The organism is Nonomuraea sp. B19D2, from assembly GCF_040137845.1.
Classification (GTDB): domain Bacteria; phylum Actinomycetota; class Actinomycetes; order Streptosporangiales; family Streptosporangiaceae; genus Nonomuraea.
Genome location: NZ_JBEFAK010000024.1, coordinates 1 through 15,085, shown reverse-complemented (window position 1 = coordinate 15,085; position 15,085 = coordinate 1). Strand labels below are relative to the sequence as shown.

16 protein-coding genes and 2 pseudogenes are annotated in these 15,085 nt (G+C 70.4%); 14 read left to right on the top strand and 4 right to left on the bottom strand.

Translation table 11 applies throughout. From position 1 onward, the window contains the following. The first annotated feature begins 108 nt into the window (after window positions 1–108). The 7 genes from ABN273_RS35175 (at window position 109) to ABN273_RS35145 (ending at window position 4,861) form a co-directional block, all read left to right on the top strand. A complete protein-coding gene (locus ABN273_RS35175; protein WP_502911176.1) occupies window positions 109–975 on the top strand; it encodes a Sco1979 family transcriptional regulator in 867 nt (288 codons plus the stop codon). Continuing rightward, complete coding sequence (locus ABN273_RS35170; RefSeq protein WP_043632079.1) at window positions 976–1,212, top strand: DUF397 domain-containing protein; 237 nt, start codon at window positions 976–978, stop codon at window positions 1,210–1,212. Window positions 1,213–1,299: 87 nt separating this feature from the next. Then, window positions 1,300–1,557 carry a 3'-5' exonuclease family protein gene (locus tag ABN273_RS35165; RefSeq protein WP_349453419.1) on the top strand — a complete coding sequence of 86 codons (258 nt, stop codon included), beginning with the start codon at window positions 1,300–1,302 and terminating at the stop codon, window positions 1,555–1,557. A 43-nt stretch (window positions 1,558–1,600) separates the two neighbouring features. Next, window positions 1,601–2,359 (top strand): hypothetical protein, encoded by a 759-nt coding sequence (locus ABN273_RS35160; RefSeq protein ID WP_349453418.1) that lies wholly within the window; start codon window positions 1,601–1,603, stop codon window positions 2,357–2,359. A 20-nt stretch (window positions 2,360–2,379) separates the two neighbouring features. Beyond that, entirely contained in the window at window positions 2,380–3,264 is an 885-nt protein-coding gene (locus ABN273_RS35155; RefSeq protein WP_349453417.1) for a maleylpyruvate isomerase mycothiol-dependent enzyme family protein, read from the top strand. Further along, window positions 3,264–3,527, top strand: coding sequence for a sigma factor (locus ABN273_RS35150; RefSeq protein ID WP_349453416.1), 264 nt, complete (start codon window positions 3,264–3,266; stop codon window positions 3,525–3,527). Before ABN273_RS35155 ends, ABN273_RS35150 begins: the two co-directional genes overlap by 1 nt. 194 nt (window positions 3,528–3,721) lie before the next feature. After that, a complete protein-coding gene (locus tag ABN273_RS35145) occupies window positions 3,722–4,861 on the top strand; it encodes an FAD-dependent oxidoreductase (RefSeq protein ID WP_349453415.1) in 1,140 nt (379 codons plus the stop codon). Between the two features lie 31 nt (window positions 4,862–4,892). On the opposite strand, the gene ABN273_RS35140 is transcribed toward ABN273_RS35145, so the two are convergent. Next, window positions 4,893–5,585 (bottom strand): alpha/beta hydrolase, encoded by a 693-nt coding sequence (locus ABN273_RS35140; RefSeq protein ID WP_349453414.1) that lies wholly within the window; start codon window positions 5,583–5,585, stop codon window positions 4,893–4,895. A 419-nt stretch (window positions 5,586–6,004) separates the two neighbouring features. On the opposite strand from ABN273_RS35140, the gene ABN273_RS35135 reads away from it, so the two are divergent. Next, complete coding sequence (locus ABN273_RS35135) at window positions 6,005–7,018, top strand: AraC family transcriptional regulator (RefSeq protein WP_349453413.1); 1,014 nt, start codon at window positions 6,005–6,007, stop codon at window positions 7,016–7,018. A gap of 41 nt (window positions 7,019–7,059) precedes the next feature. Here the strand turns inward: ABN273_RS35135 and ABN273_RS35130 are convergent, their stop codons facing one another. Both ABN273_RS35130 and ABN273_RS35125 read right to left on the bottom strand, forming a co-directional pair. Next, the gene (locus ABN273_RS35130) at window positions 7,060–7,644 is read right to left on the bottom strand and encodes a histidine phosphatase family protein (RefSeq protein ID WP_349453412.1); all 585 of its coding nucleotides are present in this window, start codon (window positions 7,642–7,644) and stop codon (window positions 7,060–7,062) included. Window positions 7,645–7,682: 38 nt separating this feature from the next. Continuing rightward, the gene (locus ABN273_RS35125) at window positions 7,683–8,591 is read right to left on the bottom strand and encodes a TIGR03621 family F420-dependent LLM class oxidoreductase (protein ID WP_349453411.1); all 909 of its coding nucleotides are present in this window, start codon (window positions 8,589–8,591) and stop codon (window positions 7,683–7,685) included. A 114-nt stretch (window positions 8,592–8,705) separates the two neighbouring features. Here ABN273_RS35125 and ABN273_RS35120 point away from each other — a divergent pair, with 114 nt between their 5' ends. The 5 genes and pseudogenes from ABN273_RS35120 to ABN273_RS35100 form a co-directional block, all read left to right on the top strand. Then, window positions 8,706–9,473, top strand: a complete 768-nt coding sequence (locus ABN273_RS35120) for a phytanoyl-CoA dioxygenase family protein (protein WP_349453410.1) — start codon at window positions 8,706–8,708, stop codon at window positions 9,471–9,473. Further along, window positions 9,458–10,414: a phosphotriesterase family protein gene (locus ABN273_RS35115; RefSeq protein ID WP_349453409.1), complete on the top strand. Its 957-nt coding sequence runs from the start codon at window positions 9,458–9,460 to the stop codon at window positions 10,412–10,414. Before ABN273_RS35120 ends, ABN273_RS35115 begins: the two co-directional genes overlap by 16 nt. Next, a complete protein-coding gene (locus ABN273_RS35110) occupies window positions 10,411–11,604 on the top strand; it encodes a cytochrome P450 (protein WP_349453408.1) in 1,194 nt (397 codons plus the stop codon). Before ABN273_RS35115 ends, ABN273_RS35110 begins: the two co-directional genes overlap by 4 nt. Next, window positions 11,598–11,711, top strand: a pseudogene (locus ABN273_RS35105) (hypothetical protein); the annotation flags it as partial. The gene ABN273_RS35110 and the pseudogene ABN273_RS35105, both read left to right, overlap by 7 nt. Before the next feature lie 139 nt (window positions 11,712–11,850). Further along, window positions 11,851–12,162, top strand: a pseudogene (locus ABN273_RS35100) (SDR family oxidoreductase); the annotation flags it as partial. 46 nt (window positions 12,163–12,208) lie between these two features. Here ABN273_RS35100 and ABN273_RS35095 read toward each other — a convergent pair. Beyond that, a complete protein-coding gene (locus ABN273_RS35095) occupies window positions 12,209–13,714 on the bottom strand; it encodes an alpha/beta fold hydrolase (protein WP_349453407.1) in 1,506 nt (501 codons plus the stop codon). 215 nt (window positions 13,715–13,929) lie between these two features. Between ABN273_RS35095 and ABN273_RS35090 the strand changes: the two genes are divergently transcribed. After that, a complete protein-coding gene (locus ABN273_RS35090; RefSeq protein WP_349453406.1) occupies window positions 13,930–14,787 on the top strand; it encodes a Gfo/Idh/MocA family protein in 858 nt (285 codons plus the stop codon). The last annotated feature ends 298 nt before the right edge of the window (window positions 14,788–15,085 follow it).

Sequence of the window (15,085 nt, the reverse complement as noted above, 5' to 3'; positions counted from 1 at the left end):
TCTTTCGGCCGTGAAGTGACAGACTGGAGAGTGCATACTCCGCTACCTGCGGTGGTGTTCGCCTGAAGCGCCCCATCGTGTCGCAAGGAAACGAACAAGGAGCAGCACGTGTCCATTGATCCGCCCGGATCGGGTTCCACCGTTCGGCGCATCATGCTGGGGGCGAGTCTCAGGCGCCTGCGTGAGGCCAGTGGACTCGACCGTGGACAGGCCGGATTCCACATCCGGGCGTCCGAGTCCAAGATCAGTCGCATGGAGCTCGGGCGAGTCGGCTTCAAGACACGTGACGTGGAAGACCTGCTCACCCTGTACGGCGTCGTCGACGATGCCGAGCGCCGTGCCCTGCTGGAGATGGTTCGAGAGGCCAACACCCCCGGGTGGTGGCACAAGTACTCGGCCGAGCTGCCTTCGTGGTTCACCACCTATGTGGGCCTGGAGGAGGCCGCCGAGCTGATCCGTACCTACGAGGTGCAGTTCGTGCCCGGTCTGTTGCAGACGGCCTCGTATGCGCGATCGGTATTCCAGCTTGGCAACCCCGGTCTGAGTCCGGAGAAAATCGAACGCCGCGTGCATATGCGTATGCAGCGTCAGGAGCGCTTCACCCAGAAGGACGGACCCCGCCTGTGGGCCGTCATCGACGAGGCGGCGCTCAAACGGACCATCGGCGGGCGGGAGGTCATGTCCGAGCAGCTCCAGCATCTGCTGGAAGTCGCTGCCCTTCCCAACATCACTCTTCAGGTGATGCCCTTCAGGTTCGGCAAGCACGCCGCCGAAGGGGGCGCGTTCAGCATCTTGCGGTTTCCCGAGTCCGACTTGTCGGACGTTGTCTACGTTGAGCAGCTCTGGGGTGCCCTTTACCTAGACAAACGTGAGGACATCGATCCGTACCTCACGGCTATGGAGCAGTTGTGCGTGGAGAGCACCACGCCAGGGGGCACCGTCGAGCTCATCGGCGGTCTTCTCAGAAAGATGTAGATGAACCAGACCTACAACGGCATGCCCGCGGCGGACCTCACGCAGGTCGCGTGGCGCAAGAGCCGCTACAGCAACTCGCAGGGCAACTGCGTGGAGCTCGCGGAGCTTCCCGACGGGGGCATCGCGGTGCGCAACTCACGCTTTCCCGACGGCCCTGCCCTCATCTATACCCGCGACGAGATCCGGGCCCTGGTGCTCGGGGTGAAGGACGGAGAGTTCGACGGACTGCTCGTTTAACAGCCTTGTAACCTCCGGCGCGCCTGCTTAACGGAGGCGCGCCGGAGGCTTAACCGCCCGGCCTCGTCCTACCGGCAGGATCAGGTCATGCTCGACCAGATGACCCTGTATCCGATCGCCGACGACGTGCTGTTCGCGCCGGGCGGCAAAGTCGTGATCCGCACTTATGGCGTGGCGCCCGCCACCACGGGAGCCTCCGTCTCCTACCGCACCTGGGTGACCGGCATCCGGGACCAGCCGCGCTACTGGAACTGGGGCCACTTCGAGGACGCCGCCTCCGGACACCGCAAGGTCCTGGAGTGGCTCACGGGGCGGGGGCCGCAACCTTCCCAAGCGGTGGCCTGATCGCTATCCTCGTGCCAAGCAACCGCTTGGTAGAGGAGGCGTGGTGCGGCGCGCGATCCACCTGCTCGAGGAGGTCGACTTCCGGCCGATGAACTCCAGGCGGCCGCTGGAGTACCTGACCTGGCTGACCCGTTACAAGCGTGAGGACGAGACCCGCGCCGCTCCCTCACTCACCTCCGGCATGTCGATCAGGTCCCGCGAGATCGACCTCGTGGGCGCCTTCTACGCGGTCGGCATCACCGGCCATCCGCAGTTCAAGGCCGTCACGTTGTGGGACTGCCACGGCGGGTGGGACGGCGGCTGGCGCCAGATGATGGAGATCTATCAGGGCGTCGACGAGCGGCTGTTCCTGTCCGACATCGACGACCTGCGCTTCTCCGCCTTCTCCCGGCCGCTCGGCGCAGCGCCCGGTTGCCCGCCGCTCTCCGAGGCGCCCGCCGCCGAGCTCTACCTCTTCGAGAGCGCCCGCGTACGCCCGGGAGCCGCACTCGACTACCTCCACGCGGTGCGCACCGAGCGCGCGCCGCTGCTCGCCGAGCACGGCCACACCCTGGTCGGGCTGTACGAGGTGCTGTTCTGCGACACCGAGGCGGTCACCGTCTGGGCCGTCTCGCTCGACGACCACCTGGCCACCCAGCGCGCCCGCGACGCCGCGCTGGGCCTCGACGACGAGGTGGCGCCGGATTCCCGGCTGCTGGACTGGGGTAAGCGAGCCCGCGACTACCTGGAAGGCCCGTGGCGTGAGACGCTTCTGGCACCGTTCCCCGGTTGCCGCCTGGCGCCGGAGGGCCCGCCGGGTTAGCGTCGGCTGCGGAGGTGGCCATGACGGAGTCGTACCTCTACAACGAGCAGAGCCCCGACGACCACGTCGCCGCGTGCCCCGACTGCGGCGCGGCCATCGCGCTGCTCGACCAGCCGGGCGCGGCCGTCGGGCCGCCGCCCACGCTGCGCGAGGCGGTCCTGTCCATGGCGCGCCGCCGCCGCAGCCCGGCCGTCATGGGGGTGGCGTCCGTCGCGGTCCCGTACGCCGAGCAGGTGGCGCTCATGGACGACCTGCTCGCGGAGCTGAGCGCGCCGCAGTGGGAGGCCCCGATCGCCAAGCACGGCACGATCAGGGGACTGGTGGAGCACCTGGCCGCCAATGACGCCACCGTGGCGGGCTTCATGGGCGTGCCGGGCAAGAGCGGGATGCCGGTGCACCGGCGCTGGCGCGAACAGGCCGGGTCCCTGCTCGAACGGGTCTCCGGCAGCAGCGAGGTGCTGCTCGGCGTCGAGGTGGCGCTCGCGGGGACGCGGCCGGCCCGCGCGCCGCTGCGCCAGGCGCTGGTCCAGCGCACGTTCGAGACGTGGACGCACGCCGACGACATCAGGGCGGCCACCCACCGCTCCCAGGCGCCGCCGCGCCCCGAGCACGTGCACATGATCGCCGAGTTCGGCCTCGCGCTGCTGCCGCGCGCCATGAAGGGGGCGCGCCGCCACGTCTCCGCCACCGTCGTGCTGACCGGGCCGGGCGGCGGCACCTGGACGATCCCGCTGTCGCCTGCCGCCGACCACGTCGGCGTGCTGCTGTCGGCGGACGCGGTGGGCTTCTGCCGCCTGCTGGCCAGCAGGTGGCCTCCCGACTCCTTCCCGTACGCCGCCGAGGGCGATCCCGTCCTCGCCCGCGACGTGATCAGCGCCGCCGCCACACTGGGATGCGGTGACTGATGAGCGATATGGAGCTGTGTGCGCTGCTGATGGCCGGCGACCTCGACGCGCTGGCCCACGCCTACGACCAGCACGGCCCGTACGTGTACGGGGTCGCGGTCAAGGTCACCGGCAGCCAGGCGCACGCCGAGGAGATCACCCAGAACGTGTTCGTCGCCCTGTGGCAGGACCCGCTCTCCTACGACCCGGCGCTCGGGTCGTTGCGCGGCTGGCTGGTCGGCAGGGCCCTGCACGAGTCGGCCCTGCGCGCGAAGGTCGGCTGACGGTGATTCCTGCTGAGCGTGGTTCTCTTCCTGCTTCTGCTCGCTGATCTTCTCTGCGTCTCGGCCGGAGGCGGGCGGCGAGCCTGCCGGCGGCGGAGCAGTCATGGTCCGAGTGTGGTGACGGTGTAGAGGTAGTGGGCGGGTCGCGTGCAGATGGTTCCGCGGGCAGGGCATTGCTCCTAGCGTCGCCAGGTATGCGAACAGTGGAGGTACTGGTCGTGGGTGCGGGACTGGCCGGCCTGCGTACGGCTCGCCTGCTCGCGTTGCGAGGCCTGGATGTGATGGTGGTCGACCGCCGCAGGTCGCTGTCGACGGGCATCCGTACGACCGGGATCTTCGTGCGGCGCACCCTTGACGACTTCGACCTGCCGGGCCATCTGCTCGGACCTGGTGTACGGGACGTACTGCTGTATCCGCCGTCGCGGCGGGCGCCGATCCGGCTGACCAGTGAGCGGGACGAGTATCGCGTGGCTGACATGGCGGCCGTCTACGAGCATGCGCGGCGGGCGGCGGAATCGGCTGGGGCGCGGGTTCTCCTGGGCGTACGGTATGCCGGCGCGTCGATGGGTTTTGTGCAGTTCGCGGGGGCGGAGCCGGTGACGGCGAGGTTCATTGTGGGCGCGGATGGCGCTCGCTCCCGGGTGGCGCGTGATCTCGGCCTTGATGTGAACCGGCGCCTTCTTGTCGGTGCCGAGATCGTCCATCCGGTCGCGTCGGGTACGACCACCCCGGCGTTCCACTGTGTGCTGGACCCTCGGGTCGCTCCGGGGTACCTGGGGTGGGTCATCGACGATGGCAGGCACGCGCACATAGGCGTCGCGGGGTATCCGGGCGCGATGCGCGCCGGCGTCCGCCACCTGCTGGACGCTTTTGCCGCGGACGCGCCCGGTCGAGCGGCGCCTGCTGGTCCGGTCGAGCGCCGAGGTGGCCCGATTCCGGTCGGCGGTGTGCTGCGACGGTTGGCGTGCCCCGCCGGGCTGCTCGTCGGCGACGCGGCGGGCGCGGTGTCGCCGCTGACGGCCGGTGGGTTGGACCCGTGCTTACGCATGTCCGAACTGGCCGCGGCGGTCGTCGCCGGGTACCTGCGTACCGGCGACCAGCGCATGTTGAGTCTGTACGACGGGGGCGCGTTGCGGACCCGGTTCCGAGGCCGGCTGTTGTTGCGCCGCGCGTTCGCCGGCATCCGATCCCCCGCCGCGGCAGAGGCGGCGGTGGCCATGCTGCGCGGTCGTGCCGGTCGTGCCTTGGCGGCGCGGATCCTGTTCGGTGACGGTTCGTTCCCGGCTGTCAACGCCCAGCTTGTGGACGCTGCGATCGATCACCCCTGGAGGTGACTTCAACACGAAGCCGCCGCTCGGGGCCGTGTCAGACTCCCCACTGATCAACAGGTGAGGTCGACCGTACGATCTCGTTGATGAGGGCGGCCAGTCGGCGTGGCTGCGACAGGAACGGAGAATGACCGCCGGGGATCCGGCGGATCTCGGCAGCTTGGGCCGCCATCTGCTTCTGCAGTGCGGGAGGGATGGCCTTGTCCTGCTCTGTGATGATGTAGGTGGACGGGATGTTCCTCCAGGCGGCTGCCTCGGCCTTCTCCGCGAACGATCGGACGGTCTGGTTGACCAACTCGCGCACCGCCTGCTCGGCCTCCGCATCGGGCAGGTCGCCGTAGAGCGCGGTACGCGGTTCGTCGATGAGCGGGAACATGCCGTCCGTGTCTTCGGGATCGGGGATGCCGTGGATGGTGTACATCGACTGTCCCTTGTCCGGCATGTAGGCGGCGAGGTAGATCAGTCGATCGACATTGCCCGCTCCGGCGGCGGCCTCGCTGATCGGGATGCCCCCGTAGGAGTGGCCGAGCAGCACGACCGGTCCTGCGATCGAGGCCAGTTCCGCGGCCAGCGCGGCGGCATCGTCATGCATGCCCGCGGTGGGCCGGTTGCCGGCGCTCGGGAGCGCCGGGGTGCGCGTGGCATGGCCGAGCGCGTGCAGCTCGGTCTCGAGCTTCGCCCAAGTGCTCGGCTGGTGCCAGGCGCCGTGGACGAGCATCACGGTGGTCATGAATGGCGCTCCAATGTTTCCATGCGATATCTCGGACATTTCTTGATGTGAGCGCCCCGGTCAGCGGTCCGCTGTCGCCCTGAGCGCGTACTCCCAGAGACGGTCCGCGGCGGCCGGGTCCACCGACCAGGCTGCGACGCCCGCAGTCGCGCCCTGGCCGCCCGGCACCACCTCGGCCTCCTGGTTCGCCGAGGAGAAGTACCGGCCGGTGACGCCGTCCAGCAGCGGTGACCCGGCGAGTCCAAGCCGATCCCGGAGGCTCCGCCGGTGACGATGATCCGCCGCCCGGTGAGGTCGACGCCGGCGAGGATCTCGGCGGCGGTGGTCTTGGCGTTGAACGGGGTGCCCATACGTGTCATGACCGCAACGGTAAGGACCCGAAGTTGGACTCAGAATGGTTCAGGATCCAACATAGTTGAGTGAGCGTCCAGCAAGCCGATCCCCTCGAAGACGTCCTCGCCCTCGTCGGCACGACCAGCCGTCTGTCCGTCAGGCTGGTGGCGGGCGGTGAGTGGGCGCTGTCGTACGGGCCGCCGCCGGCGGTCAAGTTCGTCGCGGTGCGCAGCGGCCACTGCCTGCTCACGGTCGACGGCGTACCGGAGCCGATTGAGCTGGTCGAGGGCGACTGCTTCCTGCTCACCCAGCCACGCGCCTTCACCATGGCCAGCGGTCCAGGGCTGCGGCCGGTCCCGGCCGGCCCGGTCTTCGCGGCGGCCACCGACGGCGTGGCCAGGGTGGGGACCGGCGAGGACGTGGTCTTCATCGGCGGCCGGTTCGACTTCGGCGAGCGGGCCCGCGAACTGCTGCTCGACGTGCTGCCGCCGGTGATCCACGTGCCCGGCCGCACCGCCGAGGCCGCGACCGTACGCTGGGCGCTCGAGCAGATCGACGCCGAGCTGCGCGACCGGTCGCTCGCCTCGACCCTGGTCACCGAGCATCTCGCCCTGGTCATGCTGATCCACCTGCTGCGCCTGCACCTGGCCGCCGCCGGGCAGGGCCCGGTGTCCGGCTGGATGGCCGGGCTCACCGACCCGATCGTGGCCCCTGCGCTGCGGGCCATGCACGCCCGGCCGGCCCACGCCTGGACGGTGGCCGAACTGGCCGAGGCCGCGGCGGTGTCCCGGTCGACGCTCGCTGCCCGCTTCAAGCGAACCGTCGGGCAGAGCCCGCTGGACTACCTGACCGGTTGGCGGATCGAACTGGCCACCGACCGCCTGCGCCGCGGCGACGACACAGTGGCGATGATCGCCCGCAGGGTCGGCTACGGCTCGGAGAGTGCGCTGAGCAACGCGTTCAAGCGGGTCACCGGCGCGTCGCCGCGTGAGTACCGCCGCCGGATCAGGCCGGCGGGCGGCGGTCACATCGTACGCGGGGCCGAGTCCGGCCTCGTAGATGAGCGCTTCCCGCCAGGGTCTGACTCATCGGCTGACTGACCTTGGGTCCTCGACCGGATCTGTCGGCCCTGGCACGGGGCTCAGCCGATCGGCGCGTTCCAGGTCGTCAGGACCGGCTCGGCGTGCTCGAAGCCGAGCCGCGAGTACGTGCCCGTGTCGAGCTTCAGCAGCCTGCCCTCCTCGGGCCCCAGGCCCAGCCAGCGGGCGGCCAGCACGCGCAGGAAATGGCCGTGCGCCACCAGCGCCACCCGGCCCTCGACCGCCTTGGCCCGCTCGATCACCCGGTCGGCACGGGCCGCCACCTCCTCGGCGCTCTCGCCCGGATGCTCGGCGTCGCCGGGGATCACGCCGTCGCGCCACAGGTACCAGCCGGGGCGGGTCCTGCGGATCTCCGGTGTGGTGATCCCCTCGTACCCGCCGTAGTCCCACTCCCACATGTCGGGGTCCACCTGGTAGCCGTTCAGGCCGGCCAGCTCCGCCGTGCGCCGGGCGCGCTGGGCGGGGGAGACCAGCACCAGGTCGAACGCCTGCCCCTTCACCAGCGACGCCAGCGCCCTGGCCTGGTCCTCGCCGTGCTCCGTCAAAGGCAGGTCGGTGCGGCCGGTGTGCTTGCCCGCCTTGCTCCATTCGGTCTCTCCGTGCCGGAGCAGCAGCATCTCGTTCATGGAGTCCATCATCGGGCACGGCCGATTTGCGTCGCGCGTCAGGTGGCGAGCGCCTCGACGATGGGGGCGAAGGTGTCCAGGTCGCGCTCGTGATGCACCACGAAGTACGAAATATCGTGCTCATCCCGCCAATAGCGGAGCTTGTCGATGATGTCGGCGCGGCTCCCGAGCAGGACCTGGGGCGTCCCGCCGAGCGAGGAGCTGTCGGCGGCGCTCCACGCCTCCTCCGCCTTCCGCGCGCCCACCTGCAGCACGCTCGTCCCGAGCTCCAGCCCCTCGTACCGCGCCCCTGCGGCCTCCCGCACCACCTCGATCTTGTCCAGGAACGCCGTCAGCCCGCCGTCCTTCTCGTCCGGCCCGCTCCCGTCCGGCCGCACCCTCATCCCGATGTTCACCACATCCGCCTCTTCGGCCGCCAGCCGCAGCATCCGTGCCCCGCCGCCGCCGAGCACGATCGGCGGACGCGGCTGGCGTACGGGCTTGGGCCGCTGATCGAGCCCGTCGATGCGATAGTGCTTGCCCTCGAAGCTGAACGGGCCCTCCCCCCAGAGCCCCTTGAGCACGGCGACGGCCTCCCGCAGCCGCTCCACCCGCACTCCGGGCGGCTCCAGCACCAGCCCGGCGCCCGCGTAGTCGCCCGCCATCCACCCGGTCCCGATCCCGACCTCCAGCCGCCCGCCGGACAGCAGGTCGAGCGTGGCCGCCTCCTTGGCCAGCACGGCCGGATGCCGGAAGTCGTTGGCGAACACCAGCGTGCCGACCTGCAACCTGGTGGTGGCGCAGGCGGCCGCCGTCAGCGCGGCGATGGGCGCGAACCTCGGCCCGACGAGGTGATCGGGTACGAGGAGCACGTCGTATCCCTGCCCCTCGAGCCGCCGCGCCTTCTCCGCCCACGCCTCGCCTGACCCGGCCTCCCGCACCACCGCCCCGAACCTGAACCGCCGCACGATGCCTCCCCTGTGTTGAGCAAGCGCTTGGGCGACACTGTACGCGCCCGGCGGCGAGGCCGCGGATGTGCGCGGGTCTTACCAAGCGCTTGCTCAGGTGCGAGACTGGGGCCCATGGAGATCCAGGTGCGCCAGGTGACGGACGACGAGGCGGCCTTCTTCGACGAGCACGGCTGGGTACGGCTCGGCCGGCTGATCGATCCGGGCACCGTGGCGGCGCTGCGCGAGCGCGCCGGCGGATTCCTGCGCGCGCGACCCAGGAGCCACCAGTCGCTGGTCGACGACGCGTTCGGACAGTCCAGGGACATCGCGGCGAGCGACGAGATGTTCGGCGCGCTGGCCATGAGCCCCGGGATGGGGAGCAACGCCGTACGGCTGCTGCGCGGCGTGCGGGCCGTGCGCGTGCAGGTCACCAACCTCCTGGTGAAGGAGGCGGGAGAGCACGGCGCGACCGAGTTCCATCAGGACTTCCCATGGATGCCGATGGACCGCTCGGCCATGCTGACCGTGTGGCTGGCCCTGGCCGACGTGCCCGCCGACATGGGGTCGCTGCGCTTCTACGACGGCTCCCACCGGTACGGGCTGCTCGGGCGGAGCTTCACCAGGCCGGGGGACGACCAGCTCAGCCAGCACCCGTGGCTCAAGGAGCTGGAGCTGTCGCCGCCGCTCGACCTGCGGGCGGGGGACGCGACCGTGCACCACGCCCTGACCGTGCACGGCGCGCCCGCCAACCGCCGCGACACCCCGCGCCTGTCGTTCACCGTCACGTACTTCGACGCCGACGCCCTCTACACCGGCCTGCCGTACCGGCAGACGGACGGGCTCGGGCTCGAGGTCAACCGGCCGTTCGAGCACGAGAGGTTCCCATGCCTGAGACCGTGAGGGGGCCGGTGGCGGACCTCGGCGCCACGCTCATGCACGAGCACGTCTTCGGGCTGAGCCCCGAGATCCTGTGGAACTGGCCGGACATCCCGGAAGGCTGGGATCTCGAGACACGGGCGCGCGAGGCGGCGGCCAAGCTCGACGCGCTGAAGGCCGAGGGCATCGACACGATCGTGGACCTGACCGTGGTGGGGCTCGGCAGGTACGTCCCCGCGGTGCAGCGCGTGGCCGAGCTGACCGGCGTCAACATCGTGGTCGCCACCGGCCTCTACACCTACGACGCGCTGCCGCCGTACTTCGCCAACCGCGGTCCCGGCTCGTTGTTCGGGGGACCGGACCGGCTGCCGGAGTTCTTCGTACGGGACATCGCCGAGGGCATCGGCAGGACCGGCGTCAAGGCGGCCATGCTGAAGTGCGCCTCCGACCACCTGGGGATGACCAAGGGGTGCGAGCGGGTGTTCAGGGCGGTCGCCGAGGCGCACCTGGAGACCGGCGCGCCGATCACCACGCACTCCCACAGCGCCTCCAGGGGCGGCCTCGAGCAGCAGCGCCTGCTGGGCGAGCTGGGCGTGGACCTGAGCCGGGTGGTCATCGGGCACGCCGGGGACTCCACCGACGTGGCCTACCTGGAGGAGCTCGTCGCGAACGGCTCCTACCTCGGCATGGACCGCTTCGGCATCGAGACGATCAGTCCGTTCGAGGACCGCGTGGAAATAGTGGCGAAAATGTGCGAGCGCGGCCACGCCGGAAAAATGGTGTTAAGTCACGACTCGTATTGTTTTAACGACCGCTTCGACCCCGACGTCGTACGGCAGCGCCACCCCAATTACCACCTCCTCCACATTTCCCGCGACGTCGTGCCCGAGCTCCGCAAAAGAGGCGTCACGGACGACCAGCTCCACCAGATGCTCGTCGACAACCCGCGGAGGATCTTCACATGATCGAGGACTTCGACGTCGGCTCGGACTGGCACGTCGCCGCGCCGTACGACTTCCTCCGGAGGCTCAGGAGCGAGCGGCCGGTGTTCCGCAGCGAGCACCTCGGCGCGTACGTGCTGACCCGCTACGCCGACGTGCGGGCGGCCTACGGTGACCCGCGGCGCTTCTCCTCCGAGGGCTCGCTCACGATCTCCCGCAGCCTGACCCGCCAGACCAAGGAGAAGCTGGGCGAGCACGGCTCGTTCCTGTCCAGCTTCGTGGCGAACGTGGACCCGCCCGACCACACCCGCCTGCGCAGGTCGGTGTCGAGGGCGTTCACGCCCCGGGCGGTCGCGGCCATGGAGGACTCTTTCCGGCAGCTCAACGAGGACCTGCTCGACCGCCTCGCACCGCGGAAAGGGGCCGACTTCGTCTCCGAGATCGGCCATGAGCCGTCGGTCAAGCTGACGGCCCGCTTCATCGGCGTGCCCGAGGCCGACGAGGCGTTCGTGCAGGCGCACGTCAAGGACTGGTTCCAGCTCTTCCTGTCGCCGCAGCCCCCGGACCGCCAGCTCGAACTCGCCGACAGTTTCCTGACATATCTGGATTACGTGGATCGCCTGGTCGCCGCCAGGGCCAAGGACCCGCAGGACGACTTCACGTCCCTGATGACGTCCCTGATCGGCGACGAGCTGACCCATCGCGAGGTCGTCGAGCTGATCTCCACGATCCTGCTCGGCGGCAACGACACCGTCCCGAACCAGCTCGGCAACACCGTCCTGCGCCTGCTGCGGGAGGGCGCCTGGCCGGTGCCGCCCGAACTGGTCCCGAACGCCGTCGAGGAGTGCATGCGCATCGACGGCGCGTCGCTGGGCTCGTTCCGCCATGCCCTGAGCGACGTCACCCTGCACGGCGTGACGATCCCGGCCGGAGCCCTCGTCCTGCTCTCCACGGACTCCGCCGCCCACGACGAGAGCGTCTTCCCGGACCCGGAGCGCTTCCTGATCGACCGGCCCAACGCCGCCGAGCACATGGTCTTCGGCTACGGCATCCACTTCTGCGTCGGCGCCGCGCTCGGCCGGCTGCAACTGCGTACCGCCCTCGACGTGCTCGGCCGCCGCCTGCCGCGCCTCAGGCTCGTCCCCGGCGAGCCGATCGCCTACCGCAGATCGCTGGTCGGCCGCGGCCTGGCCGCCCTGGCGGTGGAGTGGTGAGCGGCCGCTCCCCGGGCCGGTTCGACGGCCGCGTCGCGCTGGTGACGGGCGCGGGCTCGGGCATCGGCGCGGCCTGCGCGGCGCGCCTGGCCGCCGAGGGCGCCTGCGTCGGCGTGCTCGACCTGCGCACGGCGACGGCCCGGGCCACCGCCGCCGCCATCCGCGCCCGCGGCGCCATCGTCCTCATGTCGTCGGTGTCCGCGCTGGTGGCAGACACGGTCCACGCCGCTTACGGGGCCTCGAAGGCGGGCCCTGATCGGCTTCACGCGCTACGTGGCGACGATGTACGGCCGCCGCGGCATCCGCTGCAACGCCGTCGCCCCCGCACTCGTCCTCACCGAGACCGCCCGGCGGGCCATGACGCAGGGCCAGCTCTCCGACAAGGCCGCCGAGCGCCTCCTGCCGTGGGCCTGCACCACCGAGGACGTCGCGAACCTGGTGTGCTTCCTGGCCTCCGACGAGGCCCGCTGCGTCACGGGCCAGACCGTCGCCATCGACTCCGGCACGCTCGCCCACCGCCCGCAGCACGCCATCCACCAGTGGCGTGCCGCCCAGTGACGCCGATGGGCGGGCGCCGCGCGGGGCGCCCGCCCATCGTGCCGGTTCAGTGCAGGGGGCGGCCCGTCACCGACAGCGGCTGTTCCTCAGCCGCGCGCACCGAGGTGGGCGGCTGCGAGGGGTACTGGGAAGCACAGTGCGTGCCGCGCGGCGGCAGCTTCAGGCTCGTCAGGTACGTCTCGATGTGGTTGCGGGCGCAGGTGCTGTTGCGGTACTGGCCGTGGCCCACGCCGTCGTACTCCAGGATCCGCGCCTTGGGGATCTGCGCGGCCGCGGCGTAGTTCCAGGCCGCCGGGGTGGCGATGTCGTAGCGGGCCTTGGGCATCAGCGTCGGCCGGGTCCCCGAGATGTCCAGCCGGTGCTGCGGGTTGGTGGCCTTGCCCTGCCAGTTCAGGCAGTACACGACGTCCGTCCAGAACGGTGAGATCTTGGTGTGCGGGTAGAGCTTCTCGAGCCGCTTGCGGTACTCGTCGAGCTCCTTGAAACCGCTGACCTGCCACTTCCAGTCGGAGCACCAGATGGTCGGGTAGGCGTAGCTGACGCTCTCCGCCTTCGGCGTGGCCACGGTGGGGAGCTCGGCGGCCTTGCCGGCCTCGAGGGCCTTCAGGGTCGTGGCCAGGTCGAACCAGCTGGCCGCCGGGTTGTACATGGCCCTGAACAGCAGCACGCGCAGCCGCTCAGCCGAGATCGCCGCGCCGGTCGAGGGGTCCTTCAGCGTTCCTTCTGCCGCCCTGCGGTGCAGCCCGTCCCAGACCGCCGTGACGTTCTCGCCGTTGAGCGGGCAGGCCTCGGTCTCGCCACACCACTTGACGAACGCCCTGAACGAGCCCTCGAAGTCCTCGGTGGTCGTCTGCAGGTAGCGGAAGGCGGAGGTGATGCTGTGGTCCATGTTCGAGTCGATCGCCATGGCCCGGATGTTCTGCGGGAACAGCTCGGCGTACTGCTGGCCGACCTGGGTGCCGTACGAGATGGCGAAGAAGCTGATCTGCTTCTCGCCCAGCGCGGCGCGGATGGAGTCCACGTCACGGGCGGCGTTCGTGGTGTCCACGTGGTCGAACACCGGGCCGGTGCGCTCGCGGCAGTTCTGCGAGAGCTTGGCGTTGAACGCCAGCCAGGCCTGATACTCGCTCTCGTTGGCCGGGTAGGCGGACGGCTCCTGCTCCAGCACGTCCACATCGCACTTGACCGGGTTGCTGCGGGCGACGCCGCGCGGGTCCACGCTGACCACGTCGAAGTACTGGCGCAGCACGCTGTCGGCCGGAATGAGGTTGCGGTTGATGAACGTGTCGATCCCCGAGCTGTCGGGCCCGCCCGGGTGCGCGATCAGCACGCCGATCCGCTTGGCCGGGTTGAGCGCCTTGTGCCGGCCGATCGCCAGGTCGATGGAGCCCCCTGACGGGTTCGCGTAGTCGACCGGGACCTTGATCGTGGCGCACTCGCCGCCGTTGTCGCCACACGCCGCCCAGTCGACGGCGGCGGGGATTGAGGGTGTGGGGCTCGGCTGGGCGGAAGCCGCTCCCGCCGTGGAGACGGCGAGCACGAAACCCGCCAAAACCGTACTAAGTATTCCTTTTCGTACTAAATCCCCGTTTCCAAGGTTTCCCTTACTCCGGAGTAAGGACGGCCGTAACGCTACAAAGATCGTCATCCGGAATGTGGGGAGATCGGGAATTTCCTTCTTTGGGAGGAGGGGGTTGGGGAAAGGTAGCCCGTTTGTACCATGCGGTACACGGGTCGGTGTCCCCTATGGTGACCTTGGGAGGTTTCATGGAGCCGGTGGCGGTGGGGTTGGTCGGAGCGGGGCCGTGGGCCGAGATGGCGCACGCGCCGATGTTGTCCAGGGGGCCGCACACGCGGCTGGCGGGGGTGTGGGCCCGCCGTCCCGAGGCCGCCGCCCGGCTCGGGGCGCCGGTGTTCGAGCGGATCGAGGAGCTGTTCGACGCCTGCGAGGCCGTGGCGTTCTGCGTGCCGCCCGCCGTACAGGCCGAGCTGGGCGTCCGCGCCGCCCGCGCGGGCAAGGCGCTGCTGCTGGAGAAGCCCCTCGCGGACTCACTGGACGGCGCCCGGCGCCTGGCCGAGGCCGTCGCGGAGGCGGGCGTGGCCTCCCAGATGATCCTCACCATGCGGTACGCCGCCCAGACCCGCGCGTTCCTGGCCCGGTGCCGGGAGATCCAGGCGTTCGGCGGCCACGCCGCGAACATCTCCGGCGTCCTGCTCGGCGACCACCCCTTCGCCACCCCGTGGCGGCTCAAGAAGGGCGCGCTGCTCGACGTCGGGCCGCACGTGATCGACCTGCTCGACGCCGCCCTGGGCCGGGTGAGCGGGGTGCGCGCGCACGGCGACCCGCTCGGCTGGACCGGGCTGCTGCTGGAGCACGAGGGCGGCGCGGTCAGCGAGGCGTCGCTGTGCATGGCCGCCGCCGGAGACCCGCCGCCGTCCACGTTCGCCGTGTACGGCCGCACCGGCAGCGCCGTGCTCCAGCCCTTCGACGACGACCCCATGGTCACGCTCGTGGCGGAGTTCGCCGAGACCGTGCGGAACGGCGGCGGCCATCCCCTCGACGCGGCCCACGGGCTGAGGCTCCAGGGGATCATCGCGGAGGCGGAGGCCCAACTCGCCCCTTGACGTCGCGGCCGTCTAGAGGATTGATAGCGTTTGTCCGACGCGCAGAGTTGCAGCGAAGTCCGGTGCGATTCCGGCGCTGTCCCGCAACTGTCATAGCCAGGTCGCCTGCCTCCGCGCTGACGTCATCAACCCTCGTGGAAAAGGGTGATCCGTCGCTCAACGCGGGTCTCTCGGTTCCGACAGTGTGAAAGGACTACTCGTGAGGCCCGTACGCACGGCCTTCGCGGGCGCGCTGCTGGGAACGCTGGTCCTGGCCGGGTGCGGCCAGACCGCCCCCACGCCCTCCGCGGCCCCCACC

Bases quoted from the DNA above. Each gene is read 5' to 3' on its own strand.
- ABN273_RS35170 (WP_043632079.1), top strand. From the start codon at position 976: ATGAACCAGACCTACAACGGCATGCCCGCGGCGGACCTCACGCAGGTC.
- ABN273_RS35165 (WP_349453419.1), top strand. From the start codon at position 1,300: ATGCTCGACCAGATGACCCTGTATCCGATCGCCGACGACGTGCTGTTC.
- ABN273_RS35155 (WP_349453417.1), top strand. From the start codon at position 2,380: ATGACGGAGTCGTACCTCTACAACGAGCAGAGCCCCGACGACCACGTC.
- ABN273_RS35150 (WP_349453416.1), top strand. From the start codon at position 3,264: ATGAGCGATATGGAGCTGTGTGCGCTGCTGATGGCCGGCGACCTCGAC.
- ABN273_RS35145 (WP_349453415.1), top strand. From the start codon at position 3,722: ATGCGAACAGTGGAGGTACTGGTCGTGGGTGCGGGACTGGCCGGCCTG.
- ABN273_RS35140 (WP_349453414.1), bottom strand. From the start codon at position 5,585: ATGACCACCGTGATGCTCGTCCACGGCGCCTGGCACCAGCCGAGCACT.
- ABN273_RS35130 (WP_349453412.1), bottom strand. From the start codon at position 7,644: ATGAACGAGATGCTGCTGCTCCGGCACGGAGAGACCGAATGGAGCAAG.
- ABN273_RS35120 (WP_349453410.1), top strand. From the start codon at position 8,706: ATGGAGATCCAGGTGCGCCAGGTGACGGACGACGAGGCGGCCTTCTTC.
- ABN273_RS35115 (WP_349453409.1), top strand. From the start codon at position 9,458: ATGCCTGAGACCGTGAGGGGGCCGGTGGCGGACCTCGGCGCCACGCTC.
- ABN273_RS35110 (WP_349453408.1), top strand. From the start codon at position 10,411: ATGATCGAGGACTTCGACGTCGGCTCGGACTGGCACGTCGCCGCGCCG.
- ABN273_RS35090 (WP_349453406.1), top strand. From the start codon at position 13,930: ATGGAGCCGGTGGCGGTGGGGTTGGTCGGAGCGGGGCCGTGGGCCGAG.